Consider the following 15,262-nt stretch of genomic DNA (forward strand, 5'->3'; position numbering starts at 1 on the left):
CCCGCTGGCTACCTGGTGCGTGAGGTCGTGGCATGAACAGCCAATCGATGCCTGGCCTTCGCGCAAAGCGCCGACTACTCGGCTGGCGCGCAAGTTGTTGCTATCGCCCGTAATGCCATTGCGGCAACCACAGCGCCAACTGTGGGAAGACCATCACCAGCACCAGAGCAATCACCATCACCAACACAAAGGGGGTGATGGACATATAAATGTCACGCAATGACACCTCGGGAGGCGCCATCGCCCGCATCAAGAATAAGTTATAGCCGAATGGTGGCGTCATATAGGCAATCTGACAGGTAATGGTGTACAGCACGCCATACCAGATCAGATCAAAACCCAAAGCGCCGACCAGCGGTACATACAGTGGGGCGACGATGACCAGCATCGCGGTATCGTCCAGAAACATGCCCATAAGGATGAAAGACAACTGCATCAGAATCAGCACCTGCCAGGCGGTCAGATCCAGCCGCTCGATAAAGAAGTGCTCAATCGCCCGCACTGCCCCAAGCCCGTCGAACACCGCTCCAAAACACAAGGCTGCGAGAATGATCCACATAAACATGCAGGTAATGGCCAGGGTCTTGCGCATGGTTTCTTCCAGCACCCGGCGGTTAAGCCTGCGTTTGACCAGCGCCGCCAGTGTGGCAGCCGTGGCCCCCACCGCCGAGCTTTCAACCAAACTGGTGTACCCCATGAGAAACAGGCCTGTCATGGAGAAGAAGATGAACAACGGCACAATACCGGCCGACAACAGCCGAAACTTTTCACCCCAACTGATTTGCCGGCGCTCCTCTTCCGCCAGTACTGGCCCCAGATGCGGCTGCAGACGGCAGCGAATGGCAATGTAGAGAATGAACAGTCCAGCCATGATCAACCCGGGGAACACCCCGGCCAGCCATAGCTGCCCGACCGGCTGACGGGCGATCATGCCGTAGAGCACCAGTACCACACTGGGCGGGATCAGAATGCCCAGCGAACTGCCAGCCTGGATCACCCCTGTGACCATTATCTTGTCATAACCGCGTCGCAACAATTCGGGCAAGGCGATACTGGCACCGATCGCCATACCTGCCACGCTCAGGCCGTTCATCGCCGAGATCGCCACCATCAAGGCAATGGTGCCGATAGCCAGACCACCATGCACCGGCCCCATCCAGACATGGAACATTCGGTATAGATCTTCAGCCAGACCCGACTCGGACAGCATATAGCCCATGTAGATAAACAGCGGCAGAGTCAGCAACGGATACCAGCGCATCAGCTTCATTGCCGCGCTGAACGCCATCTCTGAGCCACCGTCACCCCACAACCAGAAGGCAGCCACCACCGCGACAAAGCCAATGGCACCAAAAACCCGTTTCCCGGTAATCAGCAACAGCATCATGCTGCTGAACATCAGCAAGGCAATAACTTCATAACTCATTCGAGCGGTTTCCCCCAGGCTACGGCTACGTCCTTGAAGAAGGTGGAAATCGCCTGCAACAACATCAGCGCCACACCGATGGTCATGATGATCTTGATCGGCGCCATTCGCGGCGACCAGGACGAGAAGCTGGTTTCGTTGTATTCCAGGGCGTAGTACGACGAAGAAATTCCGCCGTAGAGCAGAAAGCACAGATAAACAATCAGCAGAATGATAGTGAAGGCATCAATCACAGCCCGCGTGCGTGACGACCAGCGGCTATAGAGCAAATCCATTCGCACATGGGAGCCAAGCTGCATGGAGTAGGCACCGCCAATCAGGAAATAGCCGACCATCAGAAACTGGGCGGTTTCCATGGTCCAGAGTGCCGGAGTGAAGAAGGTTTTGCTGATCGATGAGTACAACAGCACACCAATCATGACGAATATCAGGTACATCGTGCATCGGCCAATAAACCGATTCATCGCATCCACTGCCCGCACGTACCATCGAATCGCCTTTGGCATTGGCGCCTCGCCCGTTGTCGTCGTATGAATGCAATATAGACGAGGCTAAAGATATTCGAGGCATAATGAGCGCAAACTTGATTCAGGCCAGCGTAATGAACCCCGAAGACCTTTCCCTGCTAGTCACCCGCCAGATGCCCTTTGGCAAATATCAGGGTCGGCTGATCGCTGACCTGCCCGGCCATTATCTGGGCTGGTTTGCCCGTTCTGGCTTTCCCAAGGGTGAGCTTGGCCGGCTGCTGGCCCTGATGCATGAAATCGACCACAACGGCCTGAACGCCCTGCTCGAGCCGCTGCGCAAGAATGCTCGCCGCTGATCAGCGGCGACCAAAGATGTGAAAACGCGGTGCCAGTTCGGCGCTGTCGTAGGCTGCGGCCAAGGCATCATCACGGTGCCCGGCGGCCTGATCCAGCAATGCCCGCCATTGCCCCTTGAGCTTTGCACGCAGCAGATCCTGTTGCTCGGCCAGACCGGCATACAAGGCCTGCTCCTGATCATCGCGCAACATGGCTTCCTCGGCCTTGAGCACAGCAAAGTCGGTGACCACTATGGTGCCTGCCGCAGTCATGAACACCACCGCCCCCGTTGCCAATGCTCCAGGCCCACTCGGAGAAGTAGCCACTGCTGCCGCCCCACCGCTGCTGATCGCAGCACTCAGTCTGGGCGCCAGCCGGGCGGCATAGCCACTGAGAATCAGCCGTGCGCTCTGCAAGGCCGGCAGACTCGCCAGACGCGGCAACAAGGCCCGGCGGGCCAGCAGTCCAAGGCTACCAACACCAGCCACCGCCGAAGCCTGGGCGCTGATCTGCCAGCGCTGAACATCACGCTCGCCTGGGCCAAAGGCCCGGTTTATCGCCCGATCAATATCCACGCTGACCGGCTTGTCCTTGTCGCCCAGCACTACCTGCTGTTCGGCAAAGTTCGCGACCAGCCGCTGGCGCAGGGCCGTGCCCTGCTCTGCCAAACGGCGTGACAACTCCTGGGTCAAGGCCTGATCGAACTCGGCAAAGTGCTGCTGCGCGCCACTGTGTTCGAACAGATAACGGTACAGCCGCTCACTTGTGCCCGACTCGAGTTGACCGGTCACGGCCAGATACAGTCGGGTGTAGGAGCCAGGTAACGAGTAATACCAGTCCAGATAGGCCGGCACGGCCTGCTCGGCGCGGTCAAACCCCTGGGCTAGCCACAGATCGATCCAGGTCTGCATATCCTGGTCAAGCTTGCTGGCATGCTCGGCGCTCAGCGCCTCGAGTTGCTGATTGAAAGCCCGCAGGGTCTTGCCATCGAGTAGTAGTTGACGATCATCGACCAGTACCGCAAACACCTGATTGTCGGCCAGTTGAGCACTCAGGCTGCGCAACCCCCAACTCAACAGCGCAAAAACCAGCAACACGCCGAGCAGACTGAGCAACAGCCACTGCCCGCGGCCAGACCTCAAACGTGTTGCAAAATCCAAATCAGTCATGATGCTTCTCCCGCCGGTTCAGCAGCGCATCAGAACCCACCAGCACCCGGACCCAGGCCCACAGAAAGGTCGCGGTGGTCAACAGCAACAGACTCCAGCCCAATATGGCGAGCAAGCCTCCGGTTTCGACATCACCCAAGGTGTTCTGTAGCGCCCACATCAGCGTCAGATCGAGCAGTTGATACAACCGCTCAAGCACACCAAACAGCATCAGCGCCCGCTGCTCGGTATCCAGATTAACAGCCATGGCCCGATCCCAGGGCAACCCGATCATGTCCGGTTGTGACAGGGCCAGAGCCAGCAGCAGATAGCCCAGCATCAGTGCTACCGTGGCTACCGGCACCAACAGTCGCCGCCCCAGAGCCGCCAACGCCTGCGGTTTGACATGGGCCTGCAGGCGCTGGCGCATAAACACAGTCAGCCAGGCCAGTAACGGCATCGCCAACAGCAACACAGCCCAAAGCGCGGCTGGCAACAGGCTCAGTTTGACCAGCATCAGCAGCCCCAACCCAATGGCCAGCAGCAGATTCCAGCCAACCATCAACACGCCGCCACGCAACAGCCGGTGCCAGGGTGAGCTTTCCAACAGGTACTGACCCAGCCAGGTCGCCCGTCGCAACCGGGCAGACTCCAGACAACCGGTGAAAATCAGCCAGGCGACCAGTCCCCACAGCGGCAGAAACAAGCCACTGCGCCAAGGCTCCGGTAGCCACGTCCACAACAGCAGCACTGTGACAATCACTACATAATGGGCGGGCAAATAGTGCAAGAGCGGGCTCCGGTGGTGTGTCGGCCATGATTAATCATTATCATGGCGGCAGTTTACGATCCCGTACAGGACCCAATATGAGCAATTCCCCCGCAGAGACAGGCAGGCCCTTTTCCACCACTTGGCTGTGGCTAATGGGGGCCGCCGCTGTGGTGATTGTCCTGGCCGGCCTCAAGGCCATCAGTTCAATCGTCACCCCATTTCTGCTGGCCGCCTTTCTGGCCATCATCTGTGCACCACCGCTGACCTGGATGCAACGTCGTGGGGTACCCAGCCCGCTCTCGGTACTAATCCTGTTCTCTGTGGTAGGTCTGACCTTTTTTCTGCTGTTTCTGGCACTCAAAGATGCAGCAGAAAGTCTGGCGACCCACGCCCCGCTGTACCAAGCGCGATTCTCTGGCTGGATGAACGATCTGCGTCAGCTGCTGGCCAACCGCGGGCTACCGCCGGAACTGCTGCCCCAGAGTCTGCCTCTACCCGCCACGGCCACCATCACCGGCGCTGCACGCGGTATCGCCGGCGGGCTGGGGCAATTCACCGCCAGCACCCTGCTGGTGCTGTTGGCGTTCATGTTCCTCCTGCTCGAAGAGCGGACCCTTTCTGACAAGCTCAATGCCGCCTTCCCCGATCGCCCCCGCGCCCGGGTCCGAGCCCGGCGTTTCCTGCGCTCGGTTTACCGCTACCTGCTGATCAAGACCGCCGCCAGCACCACCACCGGTCTACTGGTCGGCATTGGCCTTGCGCTGATCGGTGTGGAGTTCGCTGTGCTCTGGGGGATTGTTGCCGGACTGCTGAACTTCATCCCGACCATTGGCTCAATCATCGCCGCTGTGCCGGCGGTTCTGGTTGCGCTGCTGGGGCTGGGCATTACCGAGGCCATCATAGTGCTGGGCATGTATGTGGCAATCAACACCATCATCGGCAATATCCTTGAGCCACGCCTAATGGGCCGCTCGCTGGGGCTGTCACCACTGGTGGTGCTGGTATCACTGCTGGTCTGGGGCTTTGTGTTCGGCCCAGTCGGCATGCTGCTGTCGATCCCGTTGACCATGATCGCCAAGCTTGCCCTGGACGCTTCACCACAAACTCGCTGGGCGGGCATTCTGATGAGTGATCAGGTGCGTAAACCACGCTGAGCGCGGTGTAACGCCCTACTCGTCAGATGCCTGATCCCAGCCCGGCACCCCACGGCGAATCAAACGGGAGAAATCCGGGTCGGAGCCGGCCTGGATTGCCCGCTCGGTAATGCGTCCGCGCTGGCGCAGCTCCTCGAGGTTATAGCCTTTCTCCAGCCCATCAAGCTGCTTAATGTACTCAGGCAGGTAGCCTGTCAGCAGCAAGCGATAATCGCGTGGCAGGTGCGGCAGAATCTTGCGCGCCATGCCAAACACCAGAGTTGTACAGTTGGGGCTGATGGTGTGGTAGAAGCGCGGTTCGGCTGCCAGCCGGTTGGCTTCGTCCACGAATGATAATAGCAAGGCACGACCATCACGCGGGTTGAGCCCGATCCTGTAGAGATAGGCGTCCTCATCCCGCACATTGGTCCTGACTCGCACCGCATCACGCTCGTCGGTAGCAATGATGCTCAATTCGAACTGCTTGAAGAACCCGCCAATTTCGGAGAATTCTTCGCCTCGCTCACGGCGAATCTCCACGCTGAATACCACGAACTGCCCATCATCAAAACCGAAGGAAACCAGCACATGGGCAATCGCCCGGCGCCCCCAGTAAGAGGTGATCATGTCTACGCTGTGCAATCGGCTCAGATCGTATTCGCGACTCTCCCAGCGAATGTCGTAGTCCTGGGGTGTGCGCCAGTCGAAATTGCGGACATTATGCAGAGTCAGGCGGTCACCCTGTACTTCGCCGGTGGTGATGTGCGCCAGATCATCGGCCCAGTCGCGCTCACCGGAGGGTTTGAGCGTATGCCACCAAGCCAACAGCGCTGCGAACATCAGCCCATATACCAGCAGCACCAGCCAGGGACGCCCGTTCCACAGCAGCGCCACCAGGACCATCATGGCCAGACACCAGCCAGCCATCAAAAGCAGTCGCGGCAATGTTCCCCAAGCCTGTTGAAAGTACAACGCCAGCATCGCCCAGACGCTACTGGTCAGCAACACAGTGCTAAGTAGCAGCAACAGCAGAGTTCTCAACATTCGCCCCACGATCCCAAAAACGAAGCAGCAAACATATCAGGCTTTGCCGGCAAATTCCCTTGTGGCTCCGGTAAATAGCCAACAACATCAACAAAGCCTCCCAGACAACAGCGATAAGAACCAAATGGTCAAATATTGACTTAGTGGCAATATCTAAGCTTTTAGCCACAAACTGTCCCAAAAAACACAGAAGATCGTTGCAAGATATAATCTTGGCTTTTATTTCACCATGCTTTAGCCTCCCCGGTCCGCAAAACCGGAGTGATTCAATGTTTCAACGCGTCATGAAAACCTGTCTGGCAGTGGCCGTCGCCAGCGCTTCCAGCCAAGCCCTGGCCAATGGCCTGGCCATCAACGAACAAAGCGCCAGTGGCGCCGGCACCGCCTTTGCCGGCCGCTCGTCCTCTGCGCTGGATTCAAGCACCATCTACGGCAACCCCGCTGGCCTGGCCCGGCTCAAACGCGCCGAAGTCAGCGGCGGTATCGCTATGGTCAAGGCCGATGTCGACATCTCCAACGTTAACAGCACCGCCCAAGGCAGCAACAAAGGCGACATGGTGCCGCTAGCGCACGTACCTTTCGGCTACTACGCCAAACCGATCAACGACGAATGGGCTTTCGGCCTGGGCGTCTATGTACCATTCGGCGTTATCAGCGACTACGAAAAGAGTTTCCAGGGCTCATCCCATGGTCTGTACAGCTCGGTCCGGGTCGTCACCATCCAGCCGACCGTCAGCTACGCCTTTAACGACCGCGTATCCATCGGTTTTGGCCCGACCTTCAACCGTATTGACGGCAAACTGACCAATACGCTGGCTACCAGCCAGATGGGTGCGCCGTCAGACACCCTGGTCAATATCAAGGGTGACGACACCGCCATGGGCTTCAATGTCGGCATCATGGCCAGCCTCACCGACCGCACTACTGTCGGTGCAACCTACCACTCCAAGGTCAAATACCAGCTCGAAGGGCGTACCAAAATTTCCGGCTCGCCTATGGGAATGTTCGATGGCGAAATGGATGCCAAGCTGGATATCACCATGCCTGAGTCGCTCGACCTCTCCGTGACCCATCAACTGGATGATCGCTGGACGCTGTACGCTGGCGGTGTATGGACTCGCTGGAGCCGTCTGGAAGGTATCGAGGCGCGCAACAGCAACCCGGTCAGCCCGCGCTTCACCACCATCAGCGAAGAACTGAACTGGGAGAACACCTGGTCCTTCTCAGTGGGCACGGCCTATCAACTGAACCCGCAATGGGTACTGCGCAGCGGTCTGGCTCTGGACCCATCGCCAACCAGCAACGCACACCGCAACGTGCGAATCCCGGTCGGCAACCGCAAGATCTTCACCCTGGGCGCTGGCTGGTCCCCGAACGCTGACGTCACCCTCGACCTGGCGTATGCCTACCTCTGGGAAAACACCGCCAGCGTGCATCAGAAAGCCGGCTCGGAAATCGCTCCAGGCGTCCTGCTCAAGCAGGAATACAACGCCAAGTACGACAACAGCGCCCACGGCCTGACGGCTCAGTTAACTTATCGGTTCTGAGTTTCCGGCAGACAAAAAAGAACCCCGCCCCGGGGTTCTTTTTGCCTAACCGCACACTATCAACTCAGCTCACCTGGCTGTTCAATCTGTGGCGCCAGACAAAACCGTAGCATCCGTTCTGCGCTTTGCATGCAGCATTCGCAACTGCGTATCGAGCCGGTCGATTACGGCCTGGGGGTTGGCCCAGTAGGCGAGCGACCATAGCCGCAGTATGTTCCAACCCAGCCCCGCCAATACGCTACCGCGTACCAGTTCGCGGTCACGAGCGGTAGCGGCTCGGCGGTAGGTGTCGCCATCGCACTCAATACCTGCCAGGAAATAGTCCGGGGCATCAGGATCGACTACACCCAGGTCGATACGGAACTGCGACACCCCGATCTGCGGTCGAATGGTCCAGCCGCACTGACGCAGATCCTCAGCAACTGCGGCCTCCAACGCAGAAGCAAAGCCGCCAGTATCGCCAGGTATCGCTTCAGCCAGTGCGCGTAGACCGCGCTCGGCAAACTCGAGGAAATGCTTCAGATCACGCACCCCAATGGCTGCCGTGCGTGACAGATCGATCTGCTCGGCCCGCAGACTGGAGAACACCTTGAGTTCCATTCGCGCCCGGGTAATAGCCACGTTCAGCCGGCGCTCGCCACCGTTCTGATTCAGCGGTCCGAAATTCATACTGACCCGTCCGCTCTGATCCGGCCCGAAGGTGATGCTGAACAAAATCACATCGCGCTCATCACCCTGCACCGATTCGAGGTTCTTGACGAAAACCGGTTCGATCAGGTCTTCGGCAAAGAATCGGTCCAGTTGCGGATTACGCTGGCGGGCGGCATCCAGCAGGTCGAGAATCAGCATCTGCTGTTTCTGGTTGAAGGTCACCACCCCCAGGCTCTGCTGATTGCGTCCGGGGTCCATCAGCCGCTGCTCGATTTCAGCCACAATGGCCTCGGCCTCAGCGCGATTGGTCTGACTGGCACCGCGCTCATAACAGCCTTCCAGATAGTCCATGCTAACGGCAGTATCGGTAGTGACCGGCGAGGGAAAGGTCACCAGATTGCCGTCGTAATAGCGCTGGTTGGAGAAGGTAATCAGGCTCTCATGGCGCGAGCGGTAATGCCACGACAAGTTGATCACCGGCAGGTTACAACCGAGCATTTCATCCAGAATGCTTTCCAGATCCTGCTCCTCTTCCAGCTCCTCATCGACCTCGGCCTGCGCGGTACTGAAAAAAGCCGTGGGCGGCAATTGTCTGGGGTCACCAACCACAACAGTCTGCCGCCCCCGGGCTATGGCGCCGATGGCATCCCAGACGGTAATTTGCGAGGCTTCGTCGAAAATCACCAGATCAAACGGCGGCTGTTCTACCGGCAGATACTGGGCAATCGACAGCGGCGACATCAGCAGGCACGGGGTCAGTTGGGCGATAGCGTTGGGCGCCTCGCTCATCAGTTGGCGTAGCGCCTTGTGCCTGGTTTTCTTCTCCAGCTCACGGCGAATGATGCCGAACTCGGAATTGCGGGTAACATCTTCTCGCTCCGCCAGCCCGCTGCGCACCAAACTACGCACATACTCGGCAGTCAGCGCCCTGACCTGCTGATCAAGCTCGGCGAAGCGCTCAATGCGCCGCTCGTGCTCAATGCTGAGAAAGCGTCTGAGCAGCGGCGACCGGTCAATCATCCAGGCCGACCACCAGCGCGCATAGTTGACCTCAACCGCCTGCCTGAACTGATCGGCTGAGATCAGCCCCTCCTCCAGCGCCTGCATCACCGCGAGCAGCTCGACCTCTTCGACGTCGTACCAGAGATGCCGCCAGGCACACCAGGTCTGCAGCGGCGTTTTAGCCGTGCGAATGCGTTGATCTATCGCCTCCAGCTCTGCCAGGCTGTCGAGCTGTGCCCTCGCCCTCTGTGGCTCATAGGGGTCGACCTGTTGCACAAAATGTCCCAGTGCATCCTGCAGGTTGCTCATCAGCCCGACAAACTCACTCAGTTGCACGCCGGTAGCACGCTCTGGACGCAGCAGTTCATTGCCATGCACGACCAGCTTGTGCACCGCACTGCGTAAAGCAACCAGGGTATCGGCATCCCTGGCCAGTGCGGCAATCTCTTCGCGCAGGTTGCCGGCCAGCTCACGCAGGGTCTGCAACTGCCCGGCATCGGAGTCCAGCCCAGCCCAGCCCGGTACATCACCCAGCTCTCGCTTGAAGCCATTCAACTCGGCGTGCATCTGTTGCAGCCGATCCAGAATAGCCAGATCAGCGGCAATGTCCGGATTGGCGTCCTGCGCGCCCGCTTGTTGCTGCAACAACTTGCGGCACTGGCGCCGCCGCAGCAGCCGCAACGGCCACCAATCCTGAGTAGCCGACTGCCAGAGCCGGTGCACCTGTGCCAGATCGATACTCAGCACACGCTGGCGGTCATAACCACAGGACAATGACGCCCAGTCCTGTTCAAACGAGTGCAGCAGCTCCAGCGCCCGATCCAATGTCTGCAAGGTACTCGCCAAATCAGGGGCAAAAGCAAAGCGCAGGTCCTTGCCTGCGCTACTCAGCAGCGTTCCCGACAGTGACTTCAGATACTCGAGCGTAGCCAGATTCGGCGCGTCTTCACGCAGCCCCAACAGCAGCAAGATTCCCGGCAATTTCGTGCTCAGGCTACGCGTCGCTTCAGTCAAGGCGGCACCGGCCTCCAGCAGCGTTTGCTGCCAGGACATGCTCCACTCGGTTACGTCGATGATCTGCAACGGATGATCTTTCAGCTCACCAACCTCACCGGCCAGCACCTGCACCCGCTCCGCCAGATCGAGCTTGTAGAGATAACCACCCTCATCGTCTATGGCACTGTGCGGCCAACCAAAATCAATGACCGGCATCCGAGGATACCCGGCTGCCAGACTTATCGACTCACGCAACGTCAACCCCGGCTCGTGCCGGTGATGCAACGCATCGACCAACGCATTCAGCTCCTCACGCACCGCCGCCAACTGGCCGGTACGTTCCAGCCAACGGTCTTCGGTCGACTCACCACAGGCATCCCAGGCCACGCCGAGCTGGCGGATCACATCCAGCTTGCGCGCTTTGTTGGAATGCAGTTCCAGGCAAAATTCACCCAAGCCCTGCTCGCGCAAACGCCGATAAACCACATCCAGCGCTGCGGCCTTCTCCGAGACGAACAGCACCGTGCGCCCCAGCCCCAGGTTATGCACGATCATGTTGGCAATGGTCTGAGACTTGCCGGTGCCCGGTGGGCCGATCATGACGAAGTTCTTCCCCGCCGCAGCAGCCATCACCGCCGCCAGTTGCGACGAGTCGGCGCTTAGCGGGGTGAACTGGCGCTCTGGAGGCAACTGAGCGTCGAGCGTATGCGGCTCGACAAAATCAACCTGGGCATCGAACGGGTCACGCGGCGAGTCGATCAGGTGCCGAACCACGGCGTTATCCTTGAGCGAATCGGTACGATCGACCAGATCCTTCCACATCAGGTACTTGGCAAAGGAGAAGGTGCCCAGATAAGCCTCTTCGCGCACCTCAAAGCCGCTGACGTCACGTATCTCGCGGCGCACCCGGTTCAGAATCGCATCGATGTCGGTGCCGCTGTCATCCTCCGGCAGCGCGCCCTCAAGCCCCTGAATATCCAGTGCGAAGTCCTGGCGCAGCATCTCCAGCAGTGTGGTGTTGAAGCGTGGTTCATCGTCAGCCAGGCTGATCTTGATGCCCGATCGCACCGACTGACGGGTGATGGTGACTGGCAGCAGAATCAGCGGCGCTCGGAAACGTCGTGTGTCTGCTCCCGGGCGCTGCCAATACAGACAGCCGATGGCCAGGAACAGCGTATTCGAGCCTCCCTCCTGCAAGTCGTTACGGGCCTTGCGGTAAAGATCTACCAAGGCTCCGTCGAGCCACTGCTGATCAGCCTGCACATACAGCGTCTTGCGTGTCAGCGCTGCCAGCGCCACGGTCTCATCCAGCCGCTGGCCCGTTTGCCGGGCAACCTGCCTGGCATCACGCAGATCCTGCCCCGGCGCCGCCTGAATGGTAAACGCCTGCCCCTGGGCCATCAGGTCTTCCAGCTTGGCCGGCTGCGGCACCTCAAGCGCAATATTGGAGCGCGTGTTGCGCATGTTCAGCAGCGGATTGCGCAGGCTCAGGTCCAGCAGCCGGCGCTGCCATTGCCCAAGCCGGCCTGTCGGCAAGCCCTGATCCTGTTGCCATTCGACCACCTGGCCGAGCAACGCCGGATCGTCCGGCACCTCTTCCAACGCTGGCGCACTCAGCGTCTCTGCTGCATCGGGCTGGGCCGGGCGCGGCGTATCGACAAAACTCAGCGGCAGAATGCGCTGCTCGCGGGCATGAGCGATATCCAATACTCCCTCAAACAGCGCATCCGATTCGGCCAAATGCTGTTCGGCAGTTTTCAGCGCCATACCAAAGCTGGCGCGCCGGCACAGCAGCGTGCTCTCCATCACCAGCAGTTCACGCAACTGAACCCGTTTACGCAGAGCCAGCAAATCCTGGGTATAGGCATGGGGAAAACCTTCCGGACGCAACCACACGCCAACATAGGCATGACCATGTTCCAGAATCAGCAGCGGCTTGAGCCCCATCTGCTCGAACAGCGCCGCCAGCAGCAAACTGGTATCCAGGCAGGTAGCGCGGCGGGCATCAACAATCGCCTCTGGCGTGCGCACCTTCTGCCCGGTGCGCTCAAAGCTCTTGGGCGGATAGGCATAATCCAGATTCAACGCCAGCAGCGCATTCCAGACTGCGGAAACCTGCAACCAGATACGCCGTGGATCGGCCACCTCATAGGGGTGCAGCACACCATCATGACCGCCCTCGCGTAGCAGATCCGAAGCGCTGCGCAGCAAACGCTCGATCGTCGGCGCATTGGGCATGCAAAAAGCCGCCAGCAGCTCGGGGCTGTTGCCGTAACCACCCCACTCGTTATACGCCAGCACCTCCAGAGTCAGCCGCTGCTCGGCCAACACCTCGCCAGTGCCGTCCAGCAGCCGGAACAGCAACTGCGCCTGCACACTCTCCTGCAACGTGCGCAGATATTGGCTATCCAGCTCCGTTGCACAATCGGTGATATGAAAAGTACCGCCCGCCGCCAAACGCTCAACCTGCCAGACACGCGGCAATACAACGCCCGGCTCGGTCTGCAGCTCAACCCGCAGCCCGGCGAAGCTGCGCTCGCTGTCATTGATCAACTCGATATCACGAATGACCGGCACGCCATTTTGCTGAAACGCCAGATTGACCTGTGGCGCAGCACTGACAGCCAGGCGAATTAGCGCAGGCTGTTGCAGTGCGGGAGTGAGTGCGTCGGGAGTGAGCTGATCCATCAGAGCGCGTCCTTGAGTGCGGTTATCGAGCAGGCATATGGGGTATTGTGCCGGAGCCGGGATTGGGTGTCATTGTTGGGCTGCCCCAGGAGAGAACAGCCCCGTCTCCTGACGAACGGCTGATTACTTTATTGACATATCGGAAAATCTCGATATTATCGAGCCATGGAACTGATCAATGTTTTCAAAGCCCTCTCAAACCCTACGCGCCTTGAAATTCTCAAGGGCTTGAAGGATCCGGTGAAGAACTTCCCTCCACAGGATGAAGGGGACGTTCATACGGTGGGCGTCTGCGTCAGCAGTATTCAAGAGGGTGTTGGCCTGTCGCAGTCGACGGTGTCCGATTACCTTGCGACGCTGCAGCGTGTGGGATTGGTCGAAGTCCGTCGTATCGGACAGTGGACCTACTACAAACGCAATGAAGCAAACATACGTGCTCTCGCCGAGATGATAGGCAAGGAGCTGTAATTTTTTAAACTTTAATATCGAGAAATACCGATATTTCTTTTTATCGAAGCGAGATTACACATTGGAAAACTCGTAGGAAAAGCCCGTAAATTTTTTGCTTCAATATATCGAAAAATCTCTATATCCCTTTTTACCGAAATAAGGATCTACAATGAAAGCGCAAATTCTTGAATCATTTGGCGGCCCGAACGCGTTCGAACTGAGCGAAGTAGCCAAACCAGTACCGCAGGCAGGACAAGTGCTGGTGCGGGTACACGCAACCTCCATCAACCCGTTGGACTACCAGGTACGTCGGGGCGACTACGTTGATTACGTACCCCTCCCCGCCATTACCGGGCATGACGTCTCCGGCGTCGTCGAAGCCGTCGGCCCAGGTGTGACGAGCTTTGTGCCGGGCGACGAAGTCTGGTACACCACGCAAATCTTCGAAGGCGACGGCAGCTATGCCGAATACCACGTTGCATCCGAAAGCATCATCGGCAAGAAGCCGGCATCGCTGAGCCATCTCGAGGCGGCAAGCCTGACGCTGGTAGGCGGGACGGTCTGGGAAGCGCTGGTCGGACGTGTATCGCTGAGGGTCGGGGAAAGCATTCTGATCCACGGCGGCGCCGGTGGCGTCGGCCATGTCGCGATCCAGGTGGCAAAGGCCATTGGCGCGAGGGTTTTCACCACCGTGCGCGAAGCGAACTTCGAGTTCGCCCGGGGTCTGGGTGCCGACGTGGTCATCGACTACGAACAAGAGGATTACGTGGACGCCATCCTGCGGGAAACCGATGGCCACGGCGTGGATGTAATCTTCGACACCATCGGCGGCGACACCTTGACCCGCAGCCCCGACGCGCTCGCCCAGCTCGGCCGGGTGGTTTCGATCGTGGACATCGCCAAGCCGCAGAATCTCATTCAGGCCTGGGGCAAGAACGCCAGTTACCACTTCGTCTTCACCCGCCAGAACCGCGGCAAGCTCGATGAGCTGAGCGCATTGGTCGAGCGCGGGCAACTGCGACCCCATGTTGGTGCGGTCTTTTCGCTCGCTGACATTTCAAGCGCGCACGCGTTGCTGGAGACACCTAACAACGGTCTTCGCGGGAAAATCGCGATTGCCGTCGAGCCATCGCTCATCCCGTAAGTGCGCACTTTTAATCGTTTAACTCAATTTGAGGTAATGCCCCATGATTTATGAAATCGCTCTGCTGCCCATTCACGAAGAACACATTGAACAGTTCAAACGCGCATTTGCCGAAGTAGCGCCTCTGCTCCGTCGTGCCAAGGGTTATGGCGGCCACATGCTCGCGCCCGGCATCGAAAGCCCCGAGCGATTCAACCTGATCGTGCGCTGGGCTTCACTTGAGGATCACACGCCAGGCTTCGAAGCGAGTGAGGACCATCGGGTGTTCATGGCAGGTTTAGAGGAATACTTTTCAGAAGAACCGACGGTCTACCACATTGAGGGGACAGCGTTTACTACTGAAAAACACAGCGATCAGAACAGCATCTTTGACAAGGCATCACCAATGTCTTAGGAGGTTTTGGCTTTAATGAATTGTTCTTCGCGGGAAATAGGCAAGCTTGATGCCGCTAATGTGT

Annotated in this window: 12 protein-coding genes; 6 read left to right on the top strand and 6 right to left on the bottom strand. The window is 58.7% G+C overall.

The genetic code is table 11. The features are described from left to right. Nucleotides 1-100 precede the first annotated feature (100 nt). Together BVH74_RS14285 and BVH74_RS14290 are read right to left on the bottom strand one after the other, a co-directional pair. Nucleotides 101-1,426, bottom strand: a complete 1,326-nt coding sequence (locus tag BVH74_RS14285) for a TRAP transporter large permease (RefSeq protein ID WP_080050744.1) — start codon at nucleotides 1,424-1,426, stop codon at nucleotides 101-103. Beyond that, complete coding sequence (locus BVH74_RS14290) at nucleotides 1,423-1,932, bottom strand: TRAP transporter small permease subunit (protein WP_080050745.1); 510 nt, start codon at nucleotides 1,930-1,932, stop codon at nucleotides 1,423-1,425. The genes BVH74_RS14285 and BVH74_RS14290 overlap by 4 nt, the downstream gene beginning before the upstream one ends. Nucleotides 1,933-2,027: 95 nt before the next feature. On the opposite strand from BVH74_RS14290, the gene BVH74_RS14295 reads away from it, so the two are divergent. Continuing rightward, nucleotides 2,028-2,249: a DUF3820 family protein gene (locus tag BVH74_RS14295; protein WP_080051742.1), complete on the top strand. Its 222-nt coding sequence runs from the start codon at nucleotides 2,028-2,030 to the stop codon at nucleotides 2,247-2,249. Here BVH74_RS14295 and BVH74_RS14300 read toward each other — a convergent pair whose 3' ends face one another. Together BVH74_RS14300 and BVH74_RS14305 are read right to left on the bottom strand one after the other, a co-directional pair. Then, nucleotides 2,250-3,398 (bottom strand): hypothetical protein, encoded by a 1,149-nt coding sequence (locus BVH74_RS14300; protein ID WP_080050746.1) that lies wholly within the window; start codon nucleotides 3,396-3,398, stop codon nucleotides 2,250-2,252. Then, the gene (locus tag BVH74_RS14305) at nucleotides 3,391-4,167 is read right to left on the bottom strand and encodes a hypothetical protein (RefSeq protein WP_080050747.1); all 777 of its coding nucleotides are present in this window, start codon (nucleotides 4,165-4,167) and stop codon (nucleotides 3,391-3,393) included. Before BVH74_RS14305 ends, BVH74_RS14300 begins: the two co-directional genes overlap by 8 nt. A gap of 77 nt (nucleotides 4,168-4,244) precedes the next feature. Between BVH74_RS14305 and BVH74_RS14310 the strand changes: the two genes are divergently transcribed. Further along, on the top strand, nucleotides 4,245-5,303 hold the full coding sequence (locus BVH74_RS14310) for an AI-2E family transporter (RefSeq protein WP_080050748.1): 1,059 nt from the start codon (nucleotides 4,245-4,247) through the stop codon (nucleotides 5,301-5,303). Between the two features lie 15 nt (nucleotides 5,304-5,318). Here BVH74_RS14310 and BVH74_RS14315 read toward each other — a convergent pair whose 3' ends face one another. Beyond that, on the bottom strand, nucleotides 5,319-6,326 hold the full coding sequence (locus tag BVH74_RS14315; protein ID WP_080050749.1) for an Lnb N-terminal periplasmic domain-containing protein: 1,008 nt from the start codon (nucleotides 6,324-6,326) through the stop codon (nucleotides 5,319-5,321). Between the two features lie 269 nt (nucleotides 6,327-6,595). Between BVH74_RS14315 and BVH74_RS14320 the strand changes: the two genes are divergently transcribed. Then, nucleotides 6,596-7,873, top strand: a complete 1,278-nt coding sequence (locus tag BVH74_RS14320) for an OmpP1/FadL family transporter (protein WP_080050750.1) — start codon at nucleotides 6,596-6,598, stop codon at nucleotides 7,871-7,873. Between the two features lie 81 nt (nucleotides 7,874-7,954). Here the strand turns inward: BVH74_RS14320 and proA are convergent, their stop codons facing one another. Beyond that, nucleotides 7,955-13,210: an anti-phage protein ProA gene (proA, locus tag BVH74_RS14325; protein WP_080050751.1), complete on the bottom strand. Its 5,256-nt coding sequence runs from the start codon at nucleotides 13,208-13,210 to the stop codon at nucleotides 7,955-7,957. Nucleotides 13,211-13,375: 165 nt separating this feature from the next. Here proA and BVH74_RS14330 point away from each other — a divergent pair, with 165 nt between their 5' ends. The 3 genes from BVH74_RS14330 (at nucleotide 13,376) to BVH74_RS14340 (ending at nucleotide 15,198) form a co-directional block, all read left to right on the top strand. Beyond that, the gene (locus BVH74_RS14330; protein ID WP_080050752.1) at nucleotides 13,376-13,678 is read left to right on the top strand and encodes an ArsR/SmtB family transcription factor; all 303 of its coding nucleotides are present in this window, start codon (nucleotides 13,376-13,378) and stop codon (nucleotides 13,676-13,678) included. Between the two features lie 151 nt (nucleotides 13,679-13,829). Further along, nucleotides 13,830-14,804 (top strand): zinc-dependent alcohol dehydrogenase family protein, encoded by a 975-nt coding sequence (locus BVH74_RS14335; protein WP_080050753.1) that lies wholly within the window; start codon nucleotides 13,830-13,832, stop codon nucleotides 14,802-14,804. 43 nt (nucleotides 14,805-14,847) lie between these two features. Further along, the gene (locus tag BVH74_RS14340) at nucleotides 14,848-15,198 is read left to right on the top strand and encodes an antibiotic biosynthesis monooxygenase family protein (RefSeq protein ID WP_080050754.1); all 351 of its coding nucleotides are present in this window, start codon (nucleotides 14,848-14,850) and stop codon (nucleotides 15,196-15,198) included. The last annotated feature ends 64 nt before the right edge of the window (nucleotides 15,199-15,262 follow it).

The organism is Halopseudomonas phragmitis, from assembly GCF_002056295.1.
In the GTDB taxonomy this organism is placed as follows: domain Bacteria; phylum Pseudomonadota; class Gammaproteobacteria; order Pseudomonadales; family Pseudomonadaceae; genus Halopseudomonas; species Halopseudomonas phragmitis.

Excerpts from the sequence above, each read along its gene's own strand:
- BVH74_RS14320 (WP_080050750.1), top strand. The coding sequence starts at position 6,596 with ATGTTTCAACGCGTCATGAAAACCTGTCTGGCAGTGGCCGTCGCCAGC.
- BVH74_RS14315 (WP_080050749.1), bottom strand. The coding sequence starts at position 6,326 with ATGTTGAGAACTCTGCTGTTGCTGCTACTTAGCACTGTGTTGCTGACC.
- proA (WP_080050751.1), bottom strand. The coding sequence starts at position 13,210 with ATGGATCAGCTCACTCCCGACGCACTCACTCCCGCACTGCAACAGCCT.
- BVH74_RS14295 (WP_080051742.1), top strand. The coding sequence starts at position 2,028 with ATGAACCCCGAAGACCTTTCCCTGCTAGTCACCCGCCAGATGCCCTTT.
- BVH74_RS14335 (WP_080050753.1), top strand. The coding sequence starts at position 13,830 with ATGAAAGCGCAAATTCTTGAATCATTTGGCGGCCCGAACGCGTTCGAA.
- BVH74_RS14300 (WP_080050746.1), bottom strand. The coding sequence starts at position 3,398 with ATGACTGATTTGGATTTTGCAACACGTTTGAGGTCTGGCCGCGGGCAG.
- BVH74_RS14290 (WP_080050745.1), bottom strand. The coding sequence starts at position 1,932 with ATGCCAAAGGCGATTCGATGGTACGTGCGGGCAGTGGATGCGATGAAT.
- BVH74_RS14340 (WP_080050754.1), top strand. The coding sequence starts at position 14,848 with ATGATTTATGAAATCGCTCTGCTGCCCATTCACGAAGAACACATTGAA.
- BVH74_RS14330 (WP_080050752.1), top strand. The coding sequence starts at position 13,376 with ATGGAACTGATCAATGTTTTCAAAGCCCTCTCAAACCCTACGCGCCTT.
- BVH74_RS14285 (WP_080050744.1), bottom strand. The coding sequence starts at position 1,426 with ATGAGTTATGAAGTTATTGCCTTGCTGATGTTCAGCAGCATGATGCTG.
- BVH74_RS14310 (WP_080050748.1), top strand. The coding sequence starts at position 4,245 with ATGAGCAATTCCCCCGCAGAGACAGGCAGGCCCTTTTCCACCACTTGG.